Here is a 21,109-nt window from a genome sequence, read left to right as displayed (position 1 = left end):
GATTAAGGTATTAAGAAATTTAGATATTACTTGTTACCTGAATTGCTCCTTTCCAAATATTTAATGAAATGATAAATTTCCTTTGCTATATCCAAACACTCGGTGTTCAATGCATTGAAAGTCTCATCATTGATTTTTTCTAAGCTATATAAAACAAACAGCATATTTCTTACCTCTGCACAACTTCCTTTTGAAATCCAGAGAAATCTGATAAATTGTTTGTTACTTCCATATTCAGACCCTTCAGCAATATTATTGGTTATTGATAAAACAGCTCTTTTTATTTGATCTTTAAGTGAAAATTCTTTTTGTAAATTTTCGTTATCAAGAAGTTTAAAAATAGCGACCGTAAAAGAAATTGATTTTTTATAAATCTGAAAACTTTCAAAGGATACAGTCGTAATGCTCTCTAAATTTCTTAATCTTTTAATTTTAAATTCTCTTAAAGACTAAATGATTCTCCACATCCACATGTTCTGGATGCATTCGGGTTGTTAAATACAAACCCTTTTCCGTTCAATCCTCCTGAATACTCAAGAGTTGTTCCAGCCAAATAAAGGATGGATTTCTTATCTATAATAATTTTGATGTTATTATCTTCAAATATCTGATCCGTGTCTGTTTTTTGGTTATCAAACTTTAAAACATACTCTAAACCAGAGCATCCGCCGCTTTTCACCCCTACTCTTATATAATCTTCAGCAGGGTTAAAACCATCTTCAGTCATCAACTGGATAGCTTTCTCCTTTGCATAGTCTGATACTTTTATCATTGTATTTATTTAGAATGATTTAATGATGCAAAAATACGAACTAATTTCCGCAATCTCAAATCGAAGATATCTATTTTAATGATTCTGATATTAATAGCGATCTTGAAGGGGGTGATTTATGTTAAAATTAGATAAATTTCTTATCCTGATGTGAAGATTTTACTTCTGATTTTAACCTTGAATCGTATTTTCTATCTATAAAGAAAATCGGTAATGGGACAAAAAATAATATTTTTTTTTGTATTGTTTTTCACCGTAGTGTCTTACGGACAGACTACAAGATATGTTTATGAAACGCTTGTAAACCCAGATTCTATTAATCTGGTAAGTATGAAAAGTGAAAGAACTTTTCTGGATGTTAAGGGAGAGCGGTCATTATTCATCAGCGAAAATAAACTGAAAAGAGACTCTCTTTTTACTTCTCTAAGATCAGAAGTAAAAGAAAATGATAAAAAAGAAGAAAAAGCTTTTTCAAAGCTGGAAGGAAAGAAATATTTTGAACCTACTTTTTTTGAATATTTTATTTCTAAAAGTATTCCGGACCAGAAAGTATATTATTATGAAAGAGCGGCCGGAAAACAGATTTATTATCAGGAAGACAGACCTGTAAAATGGGAAGTGACAAATATTATTGAGAAGCAAAATGGATATTCTGCCCAAAAAGCAGTTACAGAGTTTGGAGGAAGGATCTGGACAGCATGGTTCACAAAAGATATTCCTCTATCTGACGGACCTTATAAGTTTTCTGGATTACCGGGGTTGATTGTAAAGCTGGAAGATGATAAAGGAGATTACAAATTTGATCTTGTTAAAAAAATTACCATTAAAAATGCTTTTGAAGAACAAATATATTCCGATGCAAAACAAAGTACCAGAGTTAATTTTCATAGCGATAAAGCCGCATTGGAACTAGAGTTTGGTAAAAATAGAAAAGCTATAGCCGGAAATATAGGAGGTGGAAATATGAGCACTGGAAGTGGAAGACACGGTGGCGGAATGAACGGAGGAGGAATGAGAGGCGGAGGCCACGGAGGTGGCGGAATGCATAGAGGCGGAATGGATGGTGGAAATCAGGGTTCTCCTATGTCACAAAGTTCATCTGTAGAAAGTCCTTCTTTTACTAATACAGTCCAAAACCCAATTGAGTTAAAATAAATAAAAAAAATATAAATGAAAAAATTAGGTATTATCGCATTGGCACTCTTTATACAGAATGTTTCTGCACAGGCAAACAGGTTTGTGTATCAGGTGACTATGAAACCTGATGCTGAAAATAAAACAGACATTAAGACAGAAAATGCTTATCTGGACATTTCTCCGGAAAAATCTGTGTTTTATTCTGAAAACAGAATCAAAAGAGACTCTGTCATGCAAAAAGCATTTCAAGGTGGAGGCGGAAGAGGAAGTATCAACAGAGATCAGATGGAAGGTTTGAGAACGAATATCAATTATTCTGTAGAAAAAGATAAAACAAACCAAAAGACTTACTTTAAAGACAGAATTGGCAGAGATATCTATTCGTATGAAGAAGACCGACCTCTGAACTGGAAAATTGAGTCAGAAACAAGAAAAATAGGAGAGTACAAAGTTCAGAAAGCTGAAACTGATTTTGGAGGAAGAAAATGGACTGCCTGGTTTACAACAGATCTTCCTTATCAGGATGGGCCTTACAAGTTTGGAGGGCTTCCGGGATTAATTGTGAAAATAGAAGATGATAAAGGAGAATATTCTTTTGACTTAATGAAAAATTATAAAATTGCTGAGTTCCCGACTTTGAACCAATTTGGAAATACTTTAAAAGTGAAAAGAGCAGATTATTTAAAACAGCAGCAAAAGTTTAAAACTGATCCCATGTCATTTATGAGCCAAAGTAGTGGACAAGGTGGATTTATGACAACAGTAAGAGCTGGCGGAGGAAGAGGTGCCGGCGGTGGAGGAAATCAGAACCCTGCCGATATGAGAAAAAGAATGGAAGAAAGGGTAAAGGAAGAAGTCAAGAAAAATTCTAATCCTATTGAATTGCAATAAATAAAAAATGCGGTCTTACTTTAAGACCGCATTTTTTATTTTGTATAATTTTGATTCTGATAAACTATTTTAATAGCTGGTTGAAAGTATCACCCTGTCTGATGTCTCCGGTGTTATAGCCTTTCATAAACCATTCTTTACGTTGTGCAGACGATCCGTGGGTAAAGCTTTCCTGATTGACATATCCCTGGCCTCTTTTCTGAATATTATCATCTCCAACGGCTTCTGCAGCATCTATTGCAGACTCAATGTCTCCAGGTTCCAGTATATGTTTGGTGTCATTGGTCCTTTTTGCCCAAACTCCAGCATAGAAATCAGCCTGTAATTCTGTAGCCACAGATACTCTGTTCATCTGTTCTTCCGAATATCTTCCGCTTCTTCTTAATTGATCCACTTTTTGAGTGGTTCCTAAAAGAGTCTGAACATGATGTCCTACTTCGTGGGCAAGAACATAAGCTACCGTAAATTCCGTTACTTTGGCTCCGAATTTTTGCTGAAGTTCACCGAAAAAACTCATATCCATATAGACTTTCTGATCAGCAGGGCAATAGAATGGTCCCATGGCAGCCTGAGCTGTACCACATGCTGAAGAAGTTGTATTTTCAAAAAGAACAATACCCGGATCAGTATAAGTCATCCCATTTTCTTTGAAAATCTGGGTCCAGGTCTGGCTATTCCATGCATCCATCATTTTTACCATTTCCCCGATTTGTTTTTCACCGGTTGTAAGTTCTCTTTGTTCTCTGGAATTTCCTGAAGACTGCATACTGCCGGAATTCAGAATACCGGATGGATCACCTCCCAAAAAGAACACGATAGCTGCTATAATTAAAGTTCCAAGTCCTCCGCCTACGATCATACCTCCATTTCCACCTCCGGAACCACGGCGGTCATCAACGTTTCCGCCTCTGTCGTCTGTCCATTTCATAGTAATAAATTTATTCGTTAATTTAAATATTTTAAGCCAAACTATAAGCGAAAAATATCTAGATCTTTATCTGTTAAGTTGTTTCGTTTTTAGCCAGTAGGATGTAGATTGATATGCTGATACGGCATCATCTACCAATTTCTGGTCTGTGTTTTTTAAGAGTTTCTCGTCGTAATAGAGTTTAAAAGCTGGAGCCAAATCACTTTTTTCCAGTTCTAAAGAATATTGTTTTGCCTTTTTTACCGGTGAAATAATGGTAAGACGACCATCTTTTACAAGTCCTAAATCCTGGTACGTTGCAATATAGGCCTTAGGCTGGAATTCTTTTTTGAAGACATCCTGACCCAAAAACTTAGATTGGTAGCTGAAGTTCAATAGTCCTAAAACGGTTGGCATTACATCGATCTGGGACATCAGTGCATCAAACTTTTGAGGCTGAATAAACCCTTCTGAAAATACCATTGCAGGGATTCTGTATTTATCCATAGGAAGTTCAGTTTTTCCGGCACTCGAAGCACAGTGGTCTGCAATGATAACGAAAACAGTGTTTTTATACCAGTCTTGTTTCTTAGCCATATCAAAGAACAGTTTAAGAGAGTAATCGGTATATTTTACACCGCCTTCACGGGATTTTGCAGTTCCCGGAATATCTATTCTTTCGTCAGGATAAGTAAATGGTCTGTGATTAGAAACCGTCATCCAGTGATTGAAAAATGGTTTTCCTGATTTTGCTTCAGCATTCATTACCTGAATAGCTTTTTTAGCCATATCTTCATCAGCAACTCCCCAAACATTGGCGAAAGTGATTTCTTCAGGTTTAAAGTTATTTCGGTCTACAATTCCGTAGCCGTTTCCGCTAAAGAAGTCCTGCATATTATCAAAATAGCTGTAACCACCATATAAAAACTTAACATCATACCCTTTGGATTTAAATACATTTCCGGTTGTGAATTTGTTTTTATTGTCATCTCTTTTGATGATACTTTCTCCCGCTGTAGGAGGAATACACAATGTTAAAGCTTCCAGTCCGCGTACCGTTCTGTTTCCGGTAGCATACAGATTGGTAAACATCAGTGATTTTTCGGCAAGGCTGTCCAGGAAAGGAGTAATTTTTTGTGTATTTCCATAATGTTCCATGAAGTCGGCAGAAAGACTTTCAATGGAGATCAATACTACATTTTTATTGGTTTCAGGCTGTTCAGCAACGATATTTCTTGATAATGTCTGCTGTGGATACTGGCTAAGGAAATTCTTTTCGGCCTGCTGCTGATTGATCTGGGAATAAAACTGGAAGTAATCCAGCTCATTATGAGTAAAGGCCCAATAGAACTTCGGAAGTCCGTTGGCTTCAATTTCGTCAGCAAAAACATTATCTGATTTGATCTGCATTAAAGATGGTATTGCCAGCATACTAAGAGCGCAAAGGACGATAAAACTACCTAGAAGAACCATTTTTTGTTTAAAATCCGGAAGTTCCAGCAGATCATCTTTCGTTTTCTTATAAATGAACCATGTGATGGTAAGTGTAACGATCATTATCCCGGAAAACAATGGAACAACAGGATAACTTTCCATAATATTCCCAATGACTTCATTGGTATAGATAAGATAATCTACTGCAATAAAATTATAACGAACTCCGAATTCATTGTAAAAGAAGTATTCACTTACTCCGTTGAAAATAATCAGAAGAACATATAATAATAATGTAATGAAATATAGGGTGTTACGAATCTTTATTCTTTGTGTAGGAAGGAAGAGCATCAGTCCGAAGAAAAGAGTCTTTATACCTACAAAAGCAAGGGCCACTTCTGTTACAGAACCTCCATATTGCTTGAAAATGTTGTTGGGAATAAGCCAGATATAGAGTAAGAATAAAACCAGTGCTCCAAAGATAATGTAGCCGTAAGGTTTTTTATATTTTGAATTGGAGAGGAAGAGAAAGTAAAGCGCGAGAATAGCACTGGCAAGCATGAATACAAAAATATCATTCACCAGGCCTATTAACAGGACTTTTATAACTTCGAAAAATCCAAAACTAGCGGTAGTAATAGGATGAAAAAAGAATACTGTTCTTATTATCAATGAAATAATAAGATAGAAAACTCCTAAATATAGGAACGGTTTTATTTTTCTTAAAAACATGTATTTACTGTCTATATTAGTTTCACAAAGATAGTTTTTGTACTTAACTTTTGATGGAAAAAAACAAAAACATCCTGTTTATTAATAAGATTTTAGATTTAAAATTGTCCCAATAAAAAAGGACTATTAAAAAATAGTCCCTTTGTGTTGGTTATGGTTGATTTTCGGTTAAGAATGTCCGAAACCTATATTTCCTTTTTTATCAGATAATTTCTTTTTGAAATCAATCATTCTTAAAGCTGTAACGGCTGCTTCTACCCCTTTATTTCCAAGATCACCCCCGCTTCTTGCGATAGATTGCTCCTTTGTATCATCTGTCAATACACAGAAAATGGTAGGCGTATCAGTCATAATGTTACAGTCTTTGATTCCCTGTGCTACTGCAGAACATACGTAGTCAAAATGAGGTGTCTCCCCACGGATCACACATCCGATAGAAATTACTGCGTCATATTTTCTCTCTTTGCAAAGCTGCATGCTTGCATAGTTGAGTTCAAAAGCTCCGGGAACAGGGAAAAGTTTGATGTTTTCAGGTTTTACCCCTTCTTTTTCAAGAATTTCCAAAGCTGCATCACGAAGATTGTACGTTACAAAATCATTCCACTCAGAAAAAACAATGCCGATAGAAAAATCTTCGGCATTAGTTATATGAAGTGGCTTGTAATCGGAAAGATTAACTGTTGCCATTTTTTAGTAATATTTAGTCATTTCAATATAAGAATCAGACATTCCGTTGTCGTAGTCCTGATATTTCTCATCAATTGCAGAGAAGTATTTTTTAGCTTCTGCATTTTTCTTTAATCCTAAAGCAACAATACCTGCTTTTCTTGTAAAATAGTATGCTGTGTAAGGATCATCAGAAGCTGTTGCTGCTTTGTCTAATAAAGCCAGAGCTTCATCATTTTTGTTAAGACCTGATTTTGCATCTGCCATAGCTCCGAATTTCATTGCTACTAAAGTTTTGTTGTCAGATGAAAATTGATCTAAAAGATCATAAGCTTCCTGGAATTTTCCTTCTTTGAACTTCAGTAAACCAGCGTTATAAGATGAAAGCTTACCGATTTTAGTAGAAGAATATTCGTTATATGTACCTACAAAACCTGGGTTGGCTGCAGATTTTCCTCCCAAAGCATCTTTATCTTTGCCTTCAGTAAGGCTTTTCTGAGCAGAAAGGAAACTTTTCACAGCTTCAACGTTCTTTGGAGCAACTACAAATTGCTTGTAAGCGAAGAATCCTAAAACGGCTAAAATTAATGCTCCAAATACAAAACCTAGAGGTTTTGAATATTTTTCAACAAATCTTTCAGTGTTTAAAGCTTCTCTGTCAAGGTCTTTAAAGAACTCAACCGTTTCTTTACCTTCTTGCTCGTTCTGAGCACTCTTTCCCAATTTTGCCATAAGTTTTTAAAAATTGAAATGCAAATTTAATTGTTTCTGAGAGATTTACAAAATACTTTATGAGTATTATTGATGAAATTTTGTGAATTGTTAATGGTGAATGATGAATTTATTAAAAAAAGATGCTTCGGCAAGCTCAGCATGGCACTTCTAATCTTACAGTAAATTATTAGTGTTGTCATGCTGAGCATGCCGAAGCATATATGTTTTAACTTTAATATCCTAAAATATGATACACTTCTGCACCAAATTTTTTCAGCTTTTCATCTCCATTCAAACCTTTTAAGCCAATCAGGAAACTGAATTGGGCAACTGTTGCTCCCTGTTTTTCTACCAATTTGGCTGCTGCTTCAGTAGTTCCTCCTGTTGCTAAAAGATCATCATGAATCAAAACTCTTTGTCCCGGCTTTATCTGCCCTTCACGGGTTTCAATAATGGCACTTCCATATTCCAGGTCATATTTTTCTGAAATGACAGGGGGAGGAAGCTTTCCTGCTTTTCTGATTAAAATGAATGGAACTTCCAGTGCTACAGCAATAGCGATTCCGAACAAATAACCACGGCTTTCAATTCCGCAGACTGCATCTACTTTCCCTTTACTGAAGGCTGCAAGATCTGCAATCACGTCTTCATAAAGTTTAGGATCTAAAAAGATGGGTGAAATATCTTTAAACTGTATTCCGGGAATCGGAAAATCAGGGATATTTTCAATTGTTTCTTCTAAATTTTTGATCAGTTCTGCTGAAGCCATTTATTAATTGATTTTATAGCTGGAAATTTTCCAGTCTCCGTTTACATTTTTAAGCCCAAATGTTACTTTTAAAGAAGTTGTTTTACCACTTTTATCTGTTACATCATAGGTCGCATTTACGCTAGCACTGTTGGTTGTAGCACCGCTTGTTGTAATATTCTTTACGCTTACATTTTTCACAGATCCGAAACCTGAAGTAGGATTTGAGAAAGACTCATAGCTTCCCCAGTTTGGATTGCTGGCAGTTTCGTATGCCGCTTTTAAGTTCTGTGAACTTACGCTGTTTAAAAATTTGCTTACTGTATTCTTAGGATCTGCAGTTGGCTGTTTCGGAGCTGCTGGTGTAGCTGGAGTAGCTGTCGCAGGATCTGTAGTTGTCCCAGTGGTAGCAGATGGGTTATTTGGATCTATTACAGCATTCGGTTGTTCTGGTACAGCTGTTGTATCGGTTTTAGGAATTGCAGGAACTTTCAGAGCTGCCGCATTCACATCAAGACCAATTTTTGACATTTTGAAGGTTTTCGCTGTCGTTTTTACAGAAACTGTGATGTCGATTTTGTTGTCGATAACCTTTGCCGCCGGAATGGAGGAGAACTTCAGGTTGAATCCTTTGAAGTTATTATCCTGCATCAGGTTTTTGGCTGTAGCAAGTCTTACTCCATTACTGAAGACTTCCAATGTAGCTTCCAGACCTGCACCAGTAAAGGCTACAGGTTTTCCAGCCGCATCCACAAGTCTTGGAACGATCTGAATTGCAGTAGGTGCTCCAGATCCATCATCTCCCGTAGGGTTTGTTATAAGGGTTAATGAGCCGGCTTTAACGTCGTTAGGATCGCTTTCTTTGGCTTTATCATCACCGAAAATATTCATTTCTCCAAGTGATGGTGGGGCAGTACTGGCCCATTCTATTCCATTTTTCTGTGCAACTTCGTCTGCAAGTGCCATGACTTCAGGAACTTTTTTCCCGTTGATCAATTTACCAAGAGCTTTCAATTCATTGATATCACCATCTGCCTCTACGCCAAATGTTTTAAGGATATAAAGAGCCTCATTAAACTTAATCTGCTTAATGGTAGGTAAACTGGAAGTCATATCATTGATACTTGACTGCAGTGTTTTAGTATTCGTAGCATCTACATGATCTTTCTTACATGCTGTAAAAAGCAACAGACTGAAAACAAGTAGAAAAGAAAACTTTTTCATTTTTATTTGGTTTGTTGCAAATTTAATAAAACCTTTATTAATACTGGATTTTATTTTTTACTTTATGTTTTTTGCTTATTTATTACTTTTTTATAGGAATGGATGCTGTTCTTTTAATTTTAGAATTCAATATTGGTATTTGTACTATTGAAAGTGATGATGAAAAGGATTCTCATTATTTTTTATTTGTTTGCTCTTTTAAATCATCCTTGAAAAAGCTGCTGAAAATAGTCTGCATATTGGGAAATGAAGAATCCTGCCAGTAGGATGTTTTGTAATTGCTGTTGTCTTTATCAAACTTCACTTTCTCAATATCATTATCATTGCTGAAGTTAAGTTCTGTGGGATAAAAATTAGTATAAACTGCTATCTGATTGTAATTCGGTTCGCTTTTATGTTTCAATTTTATAAAAACAAGTTCATTATACTCCAGGAAATCTTTCAGCGTTTTTTCTGAGCCTTTTTCGAAGGACATATTTAGGATTGTTCTTATGTCATAAAATCTATATCCAAAGAATGAAAATTCTTTATCCTGCAGGGCACCGCCAGTCACTTCAATCTGATCTTTGCGGTCGCCTTTTAATTCTTTAATAATATTTTTTGTTGTTTTATATTCTTCAGGATTTCCTACGTTTTTGAGTTTTGGAAGCTGAAGAGAGTTGCCATAATCCCATGATGAAGTTTCTTTTTTCTCATTTTTAGATTCTGCCAATCTGAAAATTCTGTACTGTTCAACATTTGTACTTTTCAGTTTTTTGGATTTATTATCAAAAATGTAGGTTACAATTCCGTCAGCATAGCTGTTCAGTTTATTGTTTACCGTTACATAGGCGTTAAAATTTCCCTTGATGAAAATATATTTGGCTGGTTTGCTATTTTTAATAACAACGGTTTCAATTTCTTTTACCTGATCGTTTATTTTAATGACCGGCTGATCAAAATCGGAATACGATAGGGTGGCGACCGGAAAATTATTATAGACCAGCTGAAATTTTTCCTGAGCAGGGGACAATGACTGCTTGTCAATCTTGCCATCAATATCAGAGTAGGCAAGTATGCTTCCGTCTTTGCCAAATACAGAAACTCTGGGAAGAGGATTATTACTTTTTTCAGAAACGAAAGTTATGACCTGTGCATTCGTGAATACGGAAAGCAGACAGAACAGAAGGTATAGAAGATGAATTTTTTTCATAGCAGTATTTTGGTTTCGGTGTTAATAAAACAGACTTTTATATAAAGACGGGAAAAGTAGAAAATGGTTGCCTGAAAATTCTTATTTGCGTCATTGCATAAAAAAAGACTGATTGTTTAACAATCAGTCTTTTATAATTTTATTTTGTTACAAGTCCTTAGAAAGGATACTCATAAATTTCAGATTCGTGTAGGTATGGGTTTCCTGTAGGAATCAACTTCAGTTTAGATAAAGCTGAAAGTACAGTAAACATAAATAGTCCAGCTACGAATAGAACTGCTCCCAGAATTAATAAGAATACTTCAGGAGTGTTCCAGTATGGTCCTACCGTTCCCGGCATTACCATGTTGAAGTAATCTAAAAGGTGTCCTAAGATAACGATTACAGCCATTGTGGTAACCACTTTGTAGTTTCTCTTGATGCTGCTGCTTACTAATACCAATAGTGGTAATAAGAAGTTTACAATCAGCATTGGTAAAAACGTAGTACCATAGTGCTGGAATCTACCGAAGAAGTAGTTAACCTCTTCCGGAACGTTTGCATACCAGTAAAGCATGAACTGAGCGAACCATGTATATGTCCAAAGCATACTTGTAGCGAAAAGGAAAACTCCTAAATCGTGTAAGTGGTTGTCATTGAACTGTGGTAAGAAACCATTTTTCTTAAGATAAACACTTAATAAAATGATTACAGCAATACCACTTGAAAGGCAGCTAACCATTGAATACCAGATATACATTGTAGAATACCAGTGAGGGTCAATAGACATCAACCAGTCCCAAGCCCAAGCTGCAGAAGCAAATCCGAAGAATGCGATATATCCTACTGCCCATCTGTAAAGCATTTGATACTCTACTTTAGACTTAGTTTCATCTACTTTTTTAGACTGAGCTTTTAATTTCCAAGCAAAGAAAGAAGCACCAATCACGTAGATTAAAGTTCTTATTGCATAGAAAGGAATATTTAAGAATCTTTTCTTTTCAAATAGGATCACATCAAAATGTGCAGATTCCGGGTTTGTCAACTCAGGGTCCATCCAGTGGAATAAGTGACCATTATGAGTGATGTTCAAGATCATCATGATAACCAGAATTGCCCCACCGTAAGGAATATAAGAAGCAATAGCTTCCATTACTCTTGTGATGATAATAGGCCATCCTGCGTGAGCTGCGTGCTGAATACAGTAGAAGAACAGTACAGCGCAACTTACTCCAAAGAAAAAGACAGCTACAAAGTGCAGCGATGCTAATGGCTGGTTGTGAATCTGAAGCTCAGCATGCTCTAAATGAGCTGCGTGATCCTGTGGTCCAACCATTTCACTTGAGTGTGTAGGAGCATCATGACCAGAAGCATGAACAGCTTCCATCATTTGTTCTATTTTCTCAGTAGAAATTCCTTTGTTCATAAAGAAACCAATACCGAAAAGAACTAAACCTACAACAAGAAGTATTATAGAAGTTGATTTTAATTTTGGTGAAAAACTATACATTTCTTTTCTTATTTTTTAGTTTCGGTAGTCGTTTCAGTTGTTGCTGGTGCCGCCGCTGTAGCTGCTGCCGGTGCTGCTGCTCCTTTCTTGAAAGCACTCATCACATACAATGCTACTCTCCATCTGTCTCCTGCGTTCAGTTGTCCCGCATAAGATCCCATTGCATTTCTACCGTTTGTTAATACATAATGAACAGATCCTACAGTAATTTCTCTGTCTGCATAGTTGGGTACTCCAGAGAATGCCCCACTTTGTACGATAGGTCCTTGTCCATCACCTCCTGTTCCGTGACATGCCGCACAAGTGTGATCAAACAATATTTTTCCTCTTTCAATATCCTTAGCTGCATTAGCCGGGTTTAGAGGAGATACTGTAAGTTTTTTGGAAGCGTCATACCCAGCGTTGTACTCATCAACATTCTTAGGTAGTAAGCTTTCTTCAAAAACTCCATCTTTATTTTGAGATACTGATCCTTCTACTGGAGCAAGACCTGTTGCGCCACTATTTTTAACAAAAGCAGGAATTTCATTTTCATGATCTGAATAAGCATCCTGTGCTTTCATCAATGGATCATAAGCTACCGGAAAATACATGTCCGGGAAATATACCAACGGAGTATTCTCCTTTGGTCCACAAGAGTTAAGTAAAACCGTTGTTAAACCTAAAACTGCTGTAATTTTTAATACATTCTTTTTCATTTTAAGCGTCTTTAACAGTTATTTCTTCAACTCCAGTTTCAATAAGCAACTGTTTTACAGATTCTACATCTTCAGTTACAAATTCCATCATGAATTTATCATCAGTAGTTCTTGGATCTGGGTTCTGAGCTGGAGCTCCCGGATACATTTTGTTTCTAACCAAGAAAGTTAAAGACATCATGTGAGCAGCACAGAATACCATTAATTCGAACATTGGAACTACGAAAGCCGGCATGTTGTGTGCCCAGTCAAAAGCTGGTTTACCACCGATATTCTGAGGCCAGTCATGATTCATCACATACCAAGTTACAGTAGCACCGATAGTAACACCGTAAAGAGCATATAAGAATGCGGCATCAGAAATTCTAGTTTTCTTTAACCCTAAAGCCTTGTCTAGTCCGTGAACCGGAAACGGAGTATATACTTCGTTTATAGCGATTCCTTTATCGTTGAATGCTTTAACGCCGTTCATTAAATCGTCGTCGTCAGCATAAAGTCCGTATACAATTTTAGTGGTGCTCATCTCCTTCTTTTGCTTTATAAGTTTCACCTGAAATTTTCAGAATCGATTTTAATTCAGCCTGTGCAATTACAGGGAATGTTCTTGCGTATAGTAAGAATAATACAGAGAAGAATCCGATAGTTCCCAAATATACACCCACATCAATGATCGTTGGCTTAAACATTGTCCATGATCCTGGTAAGTAGTCTCTTGAAAGGTTGATAACGATAATATCAAAACGCTCAAACCACATACCGATGTTGATGATCAATGCAACAATGAATGTCCAGATAATGTTCGTTCTAAGTCTTTTGAACCAGAAAGAAGCAGGAACCACAAGGTTACAGATGATCAATGACCAGAATGCCCACCAGTAAGGTCCTACAGCAGCACCTGGAGAAAGATATGTAAAATCTTCAAATCTAGATCCTGAGTACCATCCGATGAAATATTCAGTAGCATAAGCTACAGTTACCATACCACCTGTAAGAACGATTACGATGTTCATAATTTCGATATGATACATTGTAATATATTCTTCTAAGTGACAAACTTTTCTTGCAATTAACAATAGTGTCTGTACCATTGCAAATCCTGAGAAGATCGCACCAGCTACGAAGTAAGGAGGGTAGATTGTTGAGTGCCATCCTTTAATAACTGAAGTTGCGAAGTCAAAAGATACGGTAGTGTGTACTGAGAATACAAGTGGAGTTGCCAAACCTGCAAGAACCAAAGAAAGTTCTTCGAATCTTTGCCAGTGTTTTGCTTTACCACCCCAACCGAATGCAAGGAATGTATAAATTTTCTTAGTCCAAGGGGTTTTAGCTCTATCTCTGATCATTGCAAAGTCAGGGATAAGTCCCATGAACCAGAATACAGTTGATACTGAGAAATACGTTGAGATCGCAAATACGTCCCAAAGTAGAGGAGAGTTGAAGTTCCCCCAAAGAGAACCGAATTGGTTTGGTAAAGGGAATACCCAGTATCCAACCCAAACTCTACCCATGTGAATTACAGGGAAGATTGCAGCCTGTACAACCGCAAAGATCGTCATCGCCTCTGCAGATCTGTTTACAGACATTCTCCATCTCTGTCTAAATAATAATAATACTGCTGAGATTAGGGTTCCGGCGTGACCGATACCTACCCACCATACAAAGTTGGTGATATCCCAACCCCAGTTAATAGTTCTGTTAAGCCCCCATGCTCCAATACCTGTCCCGATAGTGTACGCAATACAGCCGAATCCATAGAGGAATAGAACTAGTGCAGCATATAGTGAGATCCACCATAATTTACCTGCTCTTTCTTCGATAGGTCGTGCGATATCTTCCGTAATATCGTGATAAGTTTTGTGACCAATAATTAGAGGTTCCCTTATCGGAGCTTCGTAATGTCCTGACATTTTTTACCTATTTATTATTTAAACTTTATTTTTCTACTCTGTTTCTTACTTTAGTGTGATAGAACACGTTTGGCTTTGTTCCGATCTCCTCTAGTAAATAATATCTTCTGTTAGATGCATACTGCTCTCTAATTGAAGAATCTTTATCATTCATGTCTCCAAATGTCATTGCTCCTGTAGAACAAGCTTTAGAACAAGCAGTCTGGAATTCTCCATCCTTCACTTTTCTTCCCTCTTTCTTAGCCTCAAGAATAGTATTCTGAGTCATTTGGATACACATTGAACATTTCTCCATTACCCCTCTAGTTCTTACAACTACATCCGGGTTAAGTACCATTCTTCCTAAATCGTTGTTCATGTTGAAATCGAACTTTTCATTTAGGTTATAAGTAAACCAGTTGAAACGTCTTACTTTGTACGGACAGTTGTTTGCACAATATCTTGTCCCGATACATCTGTTGTAAGCCATATGGTTTTGACCTTGCTTACCGTGTGAAGTAGCCGCTACCGGACATACAGTTTCACATGGAGCGTGGTTACAGTGCTGACACATTACAGGTTGGAAGATTACATCCGGGTTGTCTGCAGGGTGGTTTAATGCACCTCCATCTCCGAAAGCAGTACCATACAATTCAGGTACAGCCATTCCTTCTTTCAATCCTTCGTATACTTCTACTTTCTGTCTTGAAGAATAATAACGGTCAATTCTTAACCAGTACATATCTCTAGACATTCTTACCTCTTCTTTACCTACTACAGGAACGTTGTTCTCTGCCTGGCAAGCAATAATACATGCTCCACAACCAGTACAAGAGTTCAAGTCAATAGATAAGTTGAAGTGAGGACCATCTGTATCATCAAAAGCATCCCAAAGGTCGATTTTTCTCGCTGGAAGTGCTCCACTGATCGTGTGGTATTCCAAAGGCTTATTCCATCCTTTGTGTTCATCATCAAAAGCAACGTTAATGAATTCAGCTAAAGGAACTTCCTTCGCGATCTCATAACGACCCATTAATGTATTTTGAAGCTGGATACCTGCAAATTCGTGATCTTCTCCTGTCTTCTCGATTTTAACACCTGAAAGAGCTAAGTTAGAACCATCAAATAAAGGATAAGCATTTACCCCTGTATCTGCAGTTGCTCCTGAGTTTTTCTTACCATAACCAAGTGCAAGACCTACAGATCCTTCAGCTTGACCTGGCTGTACGAATACAGGAACGTTTTCTATTTTTACTCCGTTTACAGTAAGGTTTACAATAGAACCATCTAACTGCATTCTCGCGTTAAGATCGTTGTCAATTGCAAACTTCTCTGCATCTTTCGGAGAAATTGTAAGGTAGTTATCCCAAGACATTCTAGTAATTGGGTCAGGTAATTCTTGCAACCAAGGGTTGTTTGACTGAGTACCATCTCCCATTGAAGTCTTAGTATATAATACTAATTCTAATTCAGAAGCTTTGAAGTTTCCTAATTCAGCAACCGCTTGTGCAGCGTTTCCGCCTGCGTAAGATAAAGTTGCTGCGTTTGTAGAAGCGTTGATACCATTATACAATGCTTTGTTGAAAGAAGTACCACCTAAAAGTGAAGCTGAGTTTGCTTTTAAATAATCGTAGTAGTTATTTGCTGCATTGTTTTTACCATTCTTCCAAACCAATAGAGATTCTTCAATCTGTCTAGATTTGTAGATTTTCTGGATCGTAGGCTGCATCAATGAATATACTCCTGTCTGTGGTTCGATATCTCCCCAAGACTCTAGCCAGTTAGCTACAGGAATTACAGCTTTCGCTGCTTTGTACATTTCATTTTTCTTATCTGCTACAGCAACTACATAAGGAACTTTTGATAAAGATTTTTTGAAATCTTCTCCTTTTGGATGAGAGTAGATAGGGTCTACGTTGTTGGTAACTAATACACCAACTTGTCCACCATTTACCCATCCCAGGAATTCCTGGTATTTAGCACCGTTAAATTCTTTAAGGAAGTTTGCTTTACCAGTGAAAGCTACTGAACCTAATTTTTGGTTGATTAAGTGTGCTAAAACCTGTGCTCCTTTAGAACCGTCAGCGAAAACAACCGCTTTGCTTCCTTTCGCTTTCAATTCGTTAGCAATTTCAGTGGCAGTCTTATCTGAAGTACCTGCACCTACAATTGCATTGTAAACTTCAACTAACGTTTTGTTTACAGCACTTGGTTTTAATCTATATCTTGAGTCAGCATTAGCACCAGTTAATGACAAGTTAGATTCCACTTGGATGTGTCTCAACATGCTTGCTCCTGGTTTTCTAGCTGCTGCATAAGAAGTTTCTAAGCTTGAAGCATTATAGTCTCCTAAGAAATCAGCCTGGAAAGCAACTACCAATTCAGAACCCTTAAGGTCATAAACAGGCAATGCTCTTTGTCCGAATACCTCCTGAGCTGCATCTAATCCTGCAGAATAAGGGAAAGCATCATAAGTTACTAATTCAGCTGTAGGATATTTAGCTTTGAATTCAGCAAATAACTTTTTGAAAGTTGGTGAAGCAAAAGAGTGTGATAAAACCACAATCTTTTTGCCAGACGCTTTAGCTTCTTCCAAACCTTTAATAACAAAACTGTCTACTTTATCGAAAGTTTCATCTTTACCGTCTAGTTTAGGCTGCTTTACTTTATCATTATCATAAAGAGAAAGTACACTTGCCTGAGCTCTTGCATTAGTTTTACCTAAATCACCACCAGCTGGGTTTGGTTCAATTTTGATAGGTCTCCCTTCACGGGTTTTTACTAAAACACTAGCAAAGTCGAAACCGTCAAAATATGTTGAAGCGTAATAATTAGGGACTCCCGGAATAATGTCATGCGGCTTTACCACATAAGGAATCGTTTTGATTACCGGAGCTTCGCAGGCAGCTAATGTAACTGCTGCTGTAGAGAATCCTAATAATTTCAGGAAATCTCTTCTTGAAGTACTAGATCCGTTTTTCTCAGCATCTCCAAGGAAATCTTCTACCGGAATTTCTTCCTGAAACTCTTTCTGAGCCAGCTTATTATTCAAAGCTGGATCTTTAAGTTCATGAATACTTCTGAATTGTATTTTGTTTGAAGCCATTTATACTTCTAATTTTTTAGTTATTAATAATGACATTTACCACACTCAAGACCTCCAATTGCATCTACAGTGATCTTACCTCCATCTTGTGGATATTGTTTTTTCAACTTGTCATGTAGATTTTTGAAGTACTCTTTATTATAACCGTTGTTCATATCAACTTCAGTCGTTCTGTGGCACTCGATACACCATCCCATAGTAAAGTCGTTAGCCATTTGAACAACATTCATTGTATCAATTTTACCGTGACAAGCTTTACATACAACATCAATTTTGTTGGTAGGATTTTTTTTGTTGAAAGAATTGATGATCGCTTGTTCTCCAGCAATTACGTGCTGAGAGTGGTTGAAGTAAACGAAATCTGGCATGTTGTGGATTCTTGTCCATTCAACCGGCTGTGTTTTTCCTGTGTACTGTTGTTTTGCAGGATCCCAACCTGTTGCAGCGTAGATCTTCTGGATTTCTCCGTCATAGAATGCCTTATCTTTTCCTGGCTCCATGTAGTGATCTGCGTTGTATTCAGAAATTGTTCTGTGACAGTTCATACAAACGTTCATAGAAGGAATTTCAGATACCTTTCCGTATTTAGCACTAGAGTGGCATAGCTGACAATCAATTTTCTGTTCTCCAGCGTGAATTTTGTGAGAGAAGTAGATAGGCTGCTCAGGTTTGTACCCTTTGTAAACCCCAATCCACATCAACCAGTTCCATACTCCATAGGCAGCTAAAATAGCAAGAATTGCTAACAGCCCTTTCCCAATGTAGTGGAACTTCTCATACATTTCACTGAAAGAACGAACTCTTGATTCGTTGAGCCCAGCTAAGTCTTCAGATTGACCCAGTTTTACCAATTGTCTTAGTTTTACCAAGATCCAAACTAGTAATCCTGCGATCGCTAAAAGTGAAATGATAACAACGTTTGTCGTAGTTTTGTCTGCAGGTGCTGCCGCAGTAGCGTCAGTTGCAGGGGTTGCTTCCGGCTTTTTCTCTTCCGGAGCAGGAGGATTAGTAGTGAAAGCTAAAATGTCATCAATATCCTTATCTGTAAGATTAGGAAACTGCAACATCTCAGTTTTATTATACTTTTCAAAAATTTCATTGGCGTATTTATCCCCAGAAGCTCTCAGAGCTTTGTTGTCTTTGATCCACTTGTGAAGCCAATCTTTGTCTACACCGCCTTCTGTCTTTACACGTTCTACAACCCCTTTTAATGGAGGTCCAATAACTTGTTTGTCCAGCGCGTGACATGCAGTACAATTCGCTTTGAAAAGTTTCTCTCCGTTTTTAGGATCGCCGTCTTGCCCGTAAAATGAAGCACTGGTTGATAGCAATAATCCTATTGCGATCAACGTTTTTTTATAATGCTTTCTCCAACTAATCATTTAAATTATCTTATGTTAGTAAAATATTGAACATATCAATCCCGCAAAAATAATATTTTTAACAGGAATTTAACGGTATAAGGAAAGGGGAAAATATCATTTACGTTTAATTTGTATTGATTCTAAATAACTCTGTTTGGTATAGTTTTTTAATTTGTATAAATTTGCGAAAACAAGTTTAAATGAAAAATTTGATTAAAATATTTTCGATATTATCATTATTTGGTTTTTATAATATTGAGGCACAGCAGGTTGTTAAAAAAGACACTCTTTCAGGAACAGAGCTTGTTATGACAATGGACTCCAAAATAAATGCTGCTTTGGAAGGAGTGGAAGGAAAATGTGCGAAAGTTACTCCTACAAATTCTCCTAAAGATTCCGGATCCAATGATATTGGAATTTCTACAGGGATAAGTACAAAGCCTCCTAAAATCTTTGTGCCGAACAGAGAACTTACCAATGCTGAAATTTGTAAGAAAAATCCTAGAATTTTAGGGTTTAAGATTCAAATTACAACGGTAAAAAGTAACGAAGAAGCTAATGAAGTAAAGTCTTATTTCAGAAAAAGATTCCCTAACCTGAAAGTGGAAACGGATGCTTCTTTAAGACCTAACTATAAGATTTTAGCTGGAAGTTATTTCACTAAACAAAGTGCAGCGAGCGACCTTTCTAAAATCAGAGAGTATTTCAAATCTGCTGTAGCAGTACAGTACAGAATTTTCTGTGCGGAAGCAAAATAGAAGTGATTCATTTCAACATAAAAACAAAAAAGCTGAGAAATATTCTCAGCTTTTTTTATTGGTAATACGTTTCCATAAACCAGAAAAATTCTGTCATTCGAAACAGGTTGTTGAGTAGCAGATAGACAAATAGTAAAACCATAGTTAATGTTAAAACTGACAGTATTTTCGGGGATGATTTGTAAGCATAAAAAAGCCATCCCAAAAGGAGTGGGTATACGAAAACAAAATGTCCTCCATAGATAGAGGAAGTATGAAGCCCGAACCTCATCACACAATGGATCACAATATCAACGAAAAAAGAAATAGCAATAACCTGAACCCATTTGTTTTTGAAATTTTTAAAATAACTCCAAATGAGCAGGATCAGTAAAATTGCTGTAAAAATGTAAGGAAAAGCAGATGAATAAAGGTCCATATAAAGCCCTTTAAAGTCAAATCCTTTCATATTATGTTTGTCTGAAATAATGAATCCCGGGAAAAGAATGTTGCCTCCGAAAAAGAATGAAAGAATCATATCCCAGGTGGGCATTGATTCTACATTAGAGAATTTTTCATACTGCTGATTGGTTTTGGAAAAGATATTCTGATATTTAAAATCAATTCTGTTTAAATAAAGCAGCACAAAGCAGATGGCAGCAACAGCTACTCTAAGCACTGCATTTCCGAATTTTCTCCAGTCTTTGAAAAGATTTTTTTCAAAAAGTAGGGGAATGAAAACCTTTACAAAATTGGTAATAGTAAGTCCTCCGATCGTAATTCCGGCAAGCGAAAGAGCGACAGCTGGTGTTTTTTCCTCCTTTCTAAGTTTTATTGCTGCATAGTAATTGTATAATGAGAGTGAAAATAGAGTGTATGTGAAGTTTTCCGGAGTAAAGGATAATATAATATTGGTTGAAAAAGCTCCAAAAAATAAAATAATTAAAACACTCAACCATAGCGGAAGACAGATAATGTTCTTTAGATATTTGAAAACCTGAACGATGTTTAAGCTGATGATAATATTGCTAAGCCATGCCAATGTAAGTCTGAAGTTTGCATCCATTTTTCCCCCTGAAATAAATAATGAAAATTCTCTTACCCAGTTGAAAAAATAGTAGGATAGAGGGTGTCTTTCAAAACTTCCCCCAGTCATAAGGATAGATTTGTTATCAAAACTGAAATAAGCATCCCAAGGAATTCTGCTGTCAAATATAATCCTGTAATGAAGGGCGATATATGAGCCTAACATTCCATAGCAGATTATAAAAAAGAGAAAAACTGCCAGCTCAGTGTAAGTGGAAGGAAAAATCAGTTTAAAGAAATTGATGATTTTTGTTTTGATAAAAGACACGTGTAGGATTTTTTTGCAAAAGTAAAATAAAAAAACCACCAAAAGTTGGTGGTTGTAG

19 protein-coding genes are annotated in these 21,109 nt (G+C 36.7%); 3 read left to right on the top strand and 16 right to left on the bottom strand.

Translation table 11 applies throughout. The features are described 5' to 3' along the window. Positions 1 to 26: 26 nt before the first annotated feature. Positions 27 to 374, bottom strand: a complete 348-nt coding sequence (locus tag GFU89_RS12845) for a four helix bundle protein (protein WP_318847802.1) — start codon at positions 372 to 374, stop codon at positions 27 to 29. A 68-nt stretch (positions 375 to 442) separates the two neighbouring features. Continuing rightward, on the bottom strand, positions 443 to 772 hold the full coding sequence (locus GFU89_RS12840) for a HesB/IscA family protein (RefSeq protein ID WP_027372006.1): 330 nt from the start codon (positions 770 to 772) through the stop codon (positions 443 to 445). A gap of 213 nt (positions 773 to 985) precedes the next feature. Here GFU89_RS12840 and GFU89_RS12835 point away from each other — a divergent pair, with 213 nt between their 5' ends. Together GFU89_RS12835 and GFU89_RS12830 are read left to right on the top strand one after the other, a co-directional pair. Beyond that, positions 986 to 1,927, top strand: a complete 942-nt coding sequence (locus tag GFU89_RS12835; protein WP_318847499.1) for a GLPGLI family protein — start codon at positions 986 to 988, stop codon at positions 1,925 to 1,927. A 15-nt stretch (positions 1,928 to 1,942) separates the two neighbouring features. Beyond that, entirely contained in the window at positions 1,943 to 2,800 is an 858-nt protein-coding gene (locus tag GFU89_RS12830; RefSeq protein WP_318847498.1) for a GLPGLI family protein, read from the top strand. Positions 2,801 to 2,864: 64 nt separating this feature from the next. Here the strand turns inward: GFU89_RS12830 and GFU89_RS12825 are convergent, their stop codons facing one another. From GFU89_RS12825 to GFU89_RS12765, 13 genes are all read right to left on the bottom strand, one after another. Continuing rightward, on the bottom strand, positions 2,865 to 3,728 hold the full coding sequence (locus GFU89_RS12825; protein WP_318847497.1) for a neutral zinc metallopeptidase: 864 nt from the start codon (positions 3,726 to 3,728) through the stop codon (positions 2,865 to 2,867). A 66-nt stretch (positions 3,729 to 3,794) separates the two neighbouring features. Continuing rightward, positions 3,795 to 5,873, bottom strand: coding sequence for an LTA synthase family protein (locus GFU89_RS12820; protein WP_318847496.1), 2,079 nt, complete (start codon positions 5,871 to 5,873; stop codon positions 3,795 to 3,797). Positions 5,874 to 6,041: 168 nt separating this feature from the next. Further along, positions 6,042 to 6,560 carry a 6,7-dimethyl-8-ribityllumazine synthase gene (gene ribH / locus GFU89_RS12815; protein WP_034734563.1) on the bottom strand — a complete coding sequence of 173 codons (519 nt, stop codon included), beginning with the start codon at positions 6,558 to 6,560 and terminating at the stop codon, positions 6,042 to 6,044. Between the two features lie 3 nt (positions 6,561 to 6,563). Then, positions 6,564 to 7,271 (bottom strand): tetratricopeptide repeat protein, encoded by a 708-nt coding sequence (locus GFU89_RS12810; protein ID WP_318847495.1) that lies wholly within the window; start codon positions 7,269 to 7,271, stop codon positions 6,564 to 6,566. 214 nt (positions 7,272 to 7,485) lie between these two features. After that, positions 7,486 to 8,022 carry an adenine phosphoribosyltransferase gene (locus GFU89_RS12805; protein ID WP_318847494.1) on the bottom strand — a complete coding sequence of 179 codons (537 nt, stop codon included), beginning with the start codon at positions 8,020 to 8,022 and terminating at the stop codon, positions 7,486 to 7,488. A gap of 3 nt (positions 8,023 to 8,025) precedes the next feature. Continuing rightward, positions 8,026 to 9,225: a hypothetical protein gene (locus GFU89_RS12800; protein WP_318847493.1), complete on the bottom strand. Its 1,200-nt coding sequence runs from the start codon at positions 9,223 to 9,225 to the stop codon at positions 8,026 to 8,028. A 175-nt stretch (positions 9,226 to 9,400) separates the two neighbouring features. Then, complete coding sequence (locus tag GFU89_RS12795; RefSeq protein ID WP_318847492.1) at positions 9,401 to 10,417, bottom strand: hypothetical protein; 1,017 nt, start codon at positions 10,415 to 10,417, stop codon at positions 9,401 to 9,403. A 157-nt stretch (positions 10,418 to 10,574) separates the two neighbouring features. Next, on the bottom strand, positions 10,575 to 11,906 hold the full coding sequence (locus GFU89_RS12790; RefSeq protein WP_318847491.1) for a quinol:cytochrome C oxidoreductase: 1,332 nt from the start codon (positions 11,904 to 11,906) through the stop codon (positions 10,575 to 10,577). Between the two features lie 8 nt (positions 11,907 to 11,914). Next, positions 11,915 to 12,604 carry a c-type cytochrome gene (locus GFU89_RS12785; protein ID WP_047380199.1) on the bottom strand — a complete coding sequence of 230 codons (690 nt, stop codon included), beginning with the start codon at positions 12,602 to 12,604 and terminating at the stop codon, positions 11,915 to 11,917. Position 12,605: 1 nt separating this feature from the next. Further along, complete coding sequence (locus tag GFU89_RS12780) at positions 12,606 to 13,127, bottom strand: DUF3341 domain-containing protein (RefSeq protein ID WP_047376185.1); 522 nt, start codon at positions 13,125 to 13,127, stop codon at positions 12,606 to 12,608. After that, complete coding sequence (nrfD, locus tag GFU89_RS12775; RefSeq protein ID WP_047380200.1) at positions 13,114 to 14,511, bottom strand: NrfD/PsrC family molybdoenzyme membrane anchor subunit; 1,398 nt, start codon at positions 14,509 to 14,511, stop codon at positions 13,114 to 13,116. The genes GFU89_RS12780 and nrfD overlap by 14 nt, the downstream gene beginning before the upstream one ends. A gap of 25 nt (positions 14,512 to 14,536) precedes the next feature. Continuing rightward, a complete protein-coding gene (locus GFU89_RS12770) occupies positions 14,537 to 17,596 on the bottom strand; it encodes a TAT-variant-translocated molybdopterin oxidoreductase (protein ID WP_318847490.1) in 3,060 nt (1,019 codons plus the stop codon). 23 nt (positions 17,597 to 17,619) lie between these two features. Then, positions 17,620 to 18,978 carry a c-type cytochrome gene (locus tag GFU89_RS12765; protein WP_318847489.1) on the bottom strand — a complete coding sequence of 453 codons (1,359 nt, stop codon included), beginning with the start codon at positions 18,976 to 18,978 and terminating at the stop codon, positions 17,620 to 17,622. Positions 18,979 to 19,160: 182 nt separating this feature from the next. On the opposite strand from GFU89_RS12765, the gene GFU89_RS12760 reads away from it, so the two are divergent. Further along, positions 19,161 to 19,718, top strand: coding sequence for an SPOR domain-containing protein (locus tag GFU89_RS12760; RefSeq protein ID WP_318847488.1), 558 nt, complete (start codon positions 19,161 to 19,163; stop codon positions 19,716 to 19,718). A 55-nt stretch (positions 19,719 to 19,773) separates the two neighbouring features. Here the strand turns inward: GFU89_RS12760 and GFU89_RS12755 are convergent, their stop codons facing one another. Beyond that, positions 19,774 to 21,051 (bottom strand): DUF6080 domain-containing protein, encoded by a 1,278-nt coding sequence (locus tag GFU89_RS12755; protein WP_318847487.1) that lies wholly within the window; start codon positions 21,049 to 21,051, stop codon positions 19,774 to 19,776. Between the last annotated feature and the right edge of the window lie 58 nt (positions 21,052 to 21,109).

The sequence above is a fragment of the Chryseobacterium sp. JV558 genome (assembly GCF_033712365.1).
Classification (GTDB): domain Bacteria; phylum Bacteroidota; class Bacteroidia; order Flavobacteriales; family Weeksellaceae; genus Chryseobacterium.
The sequence above is the reverse complement of the archived record's forward strand: the minus strand, read 5'-3'. Positions and strand labels throughout refer to the sequence as shown.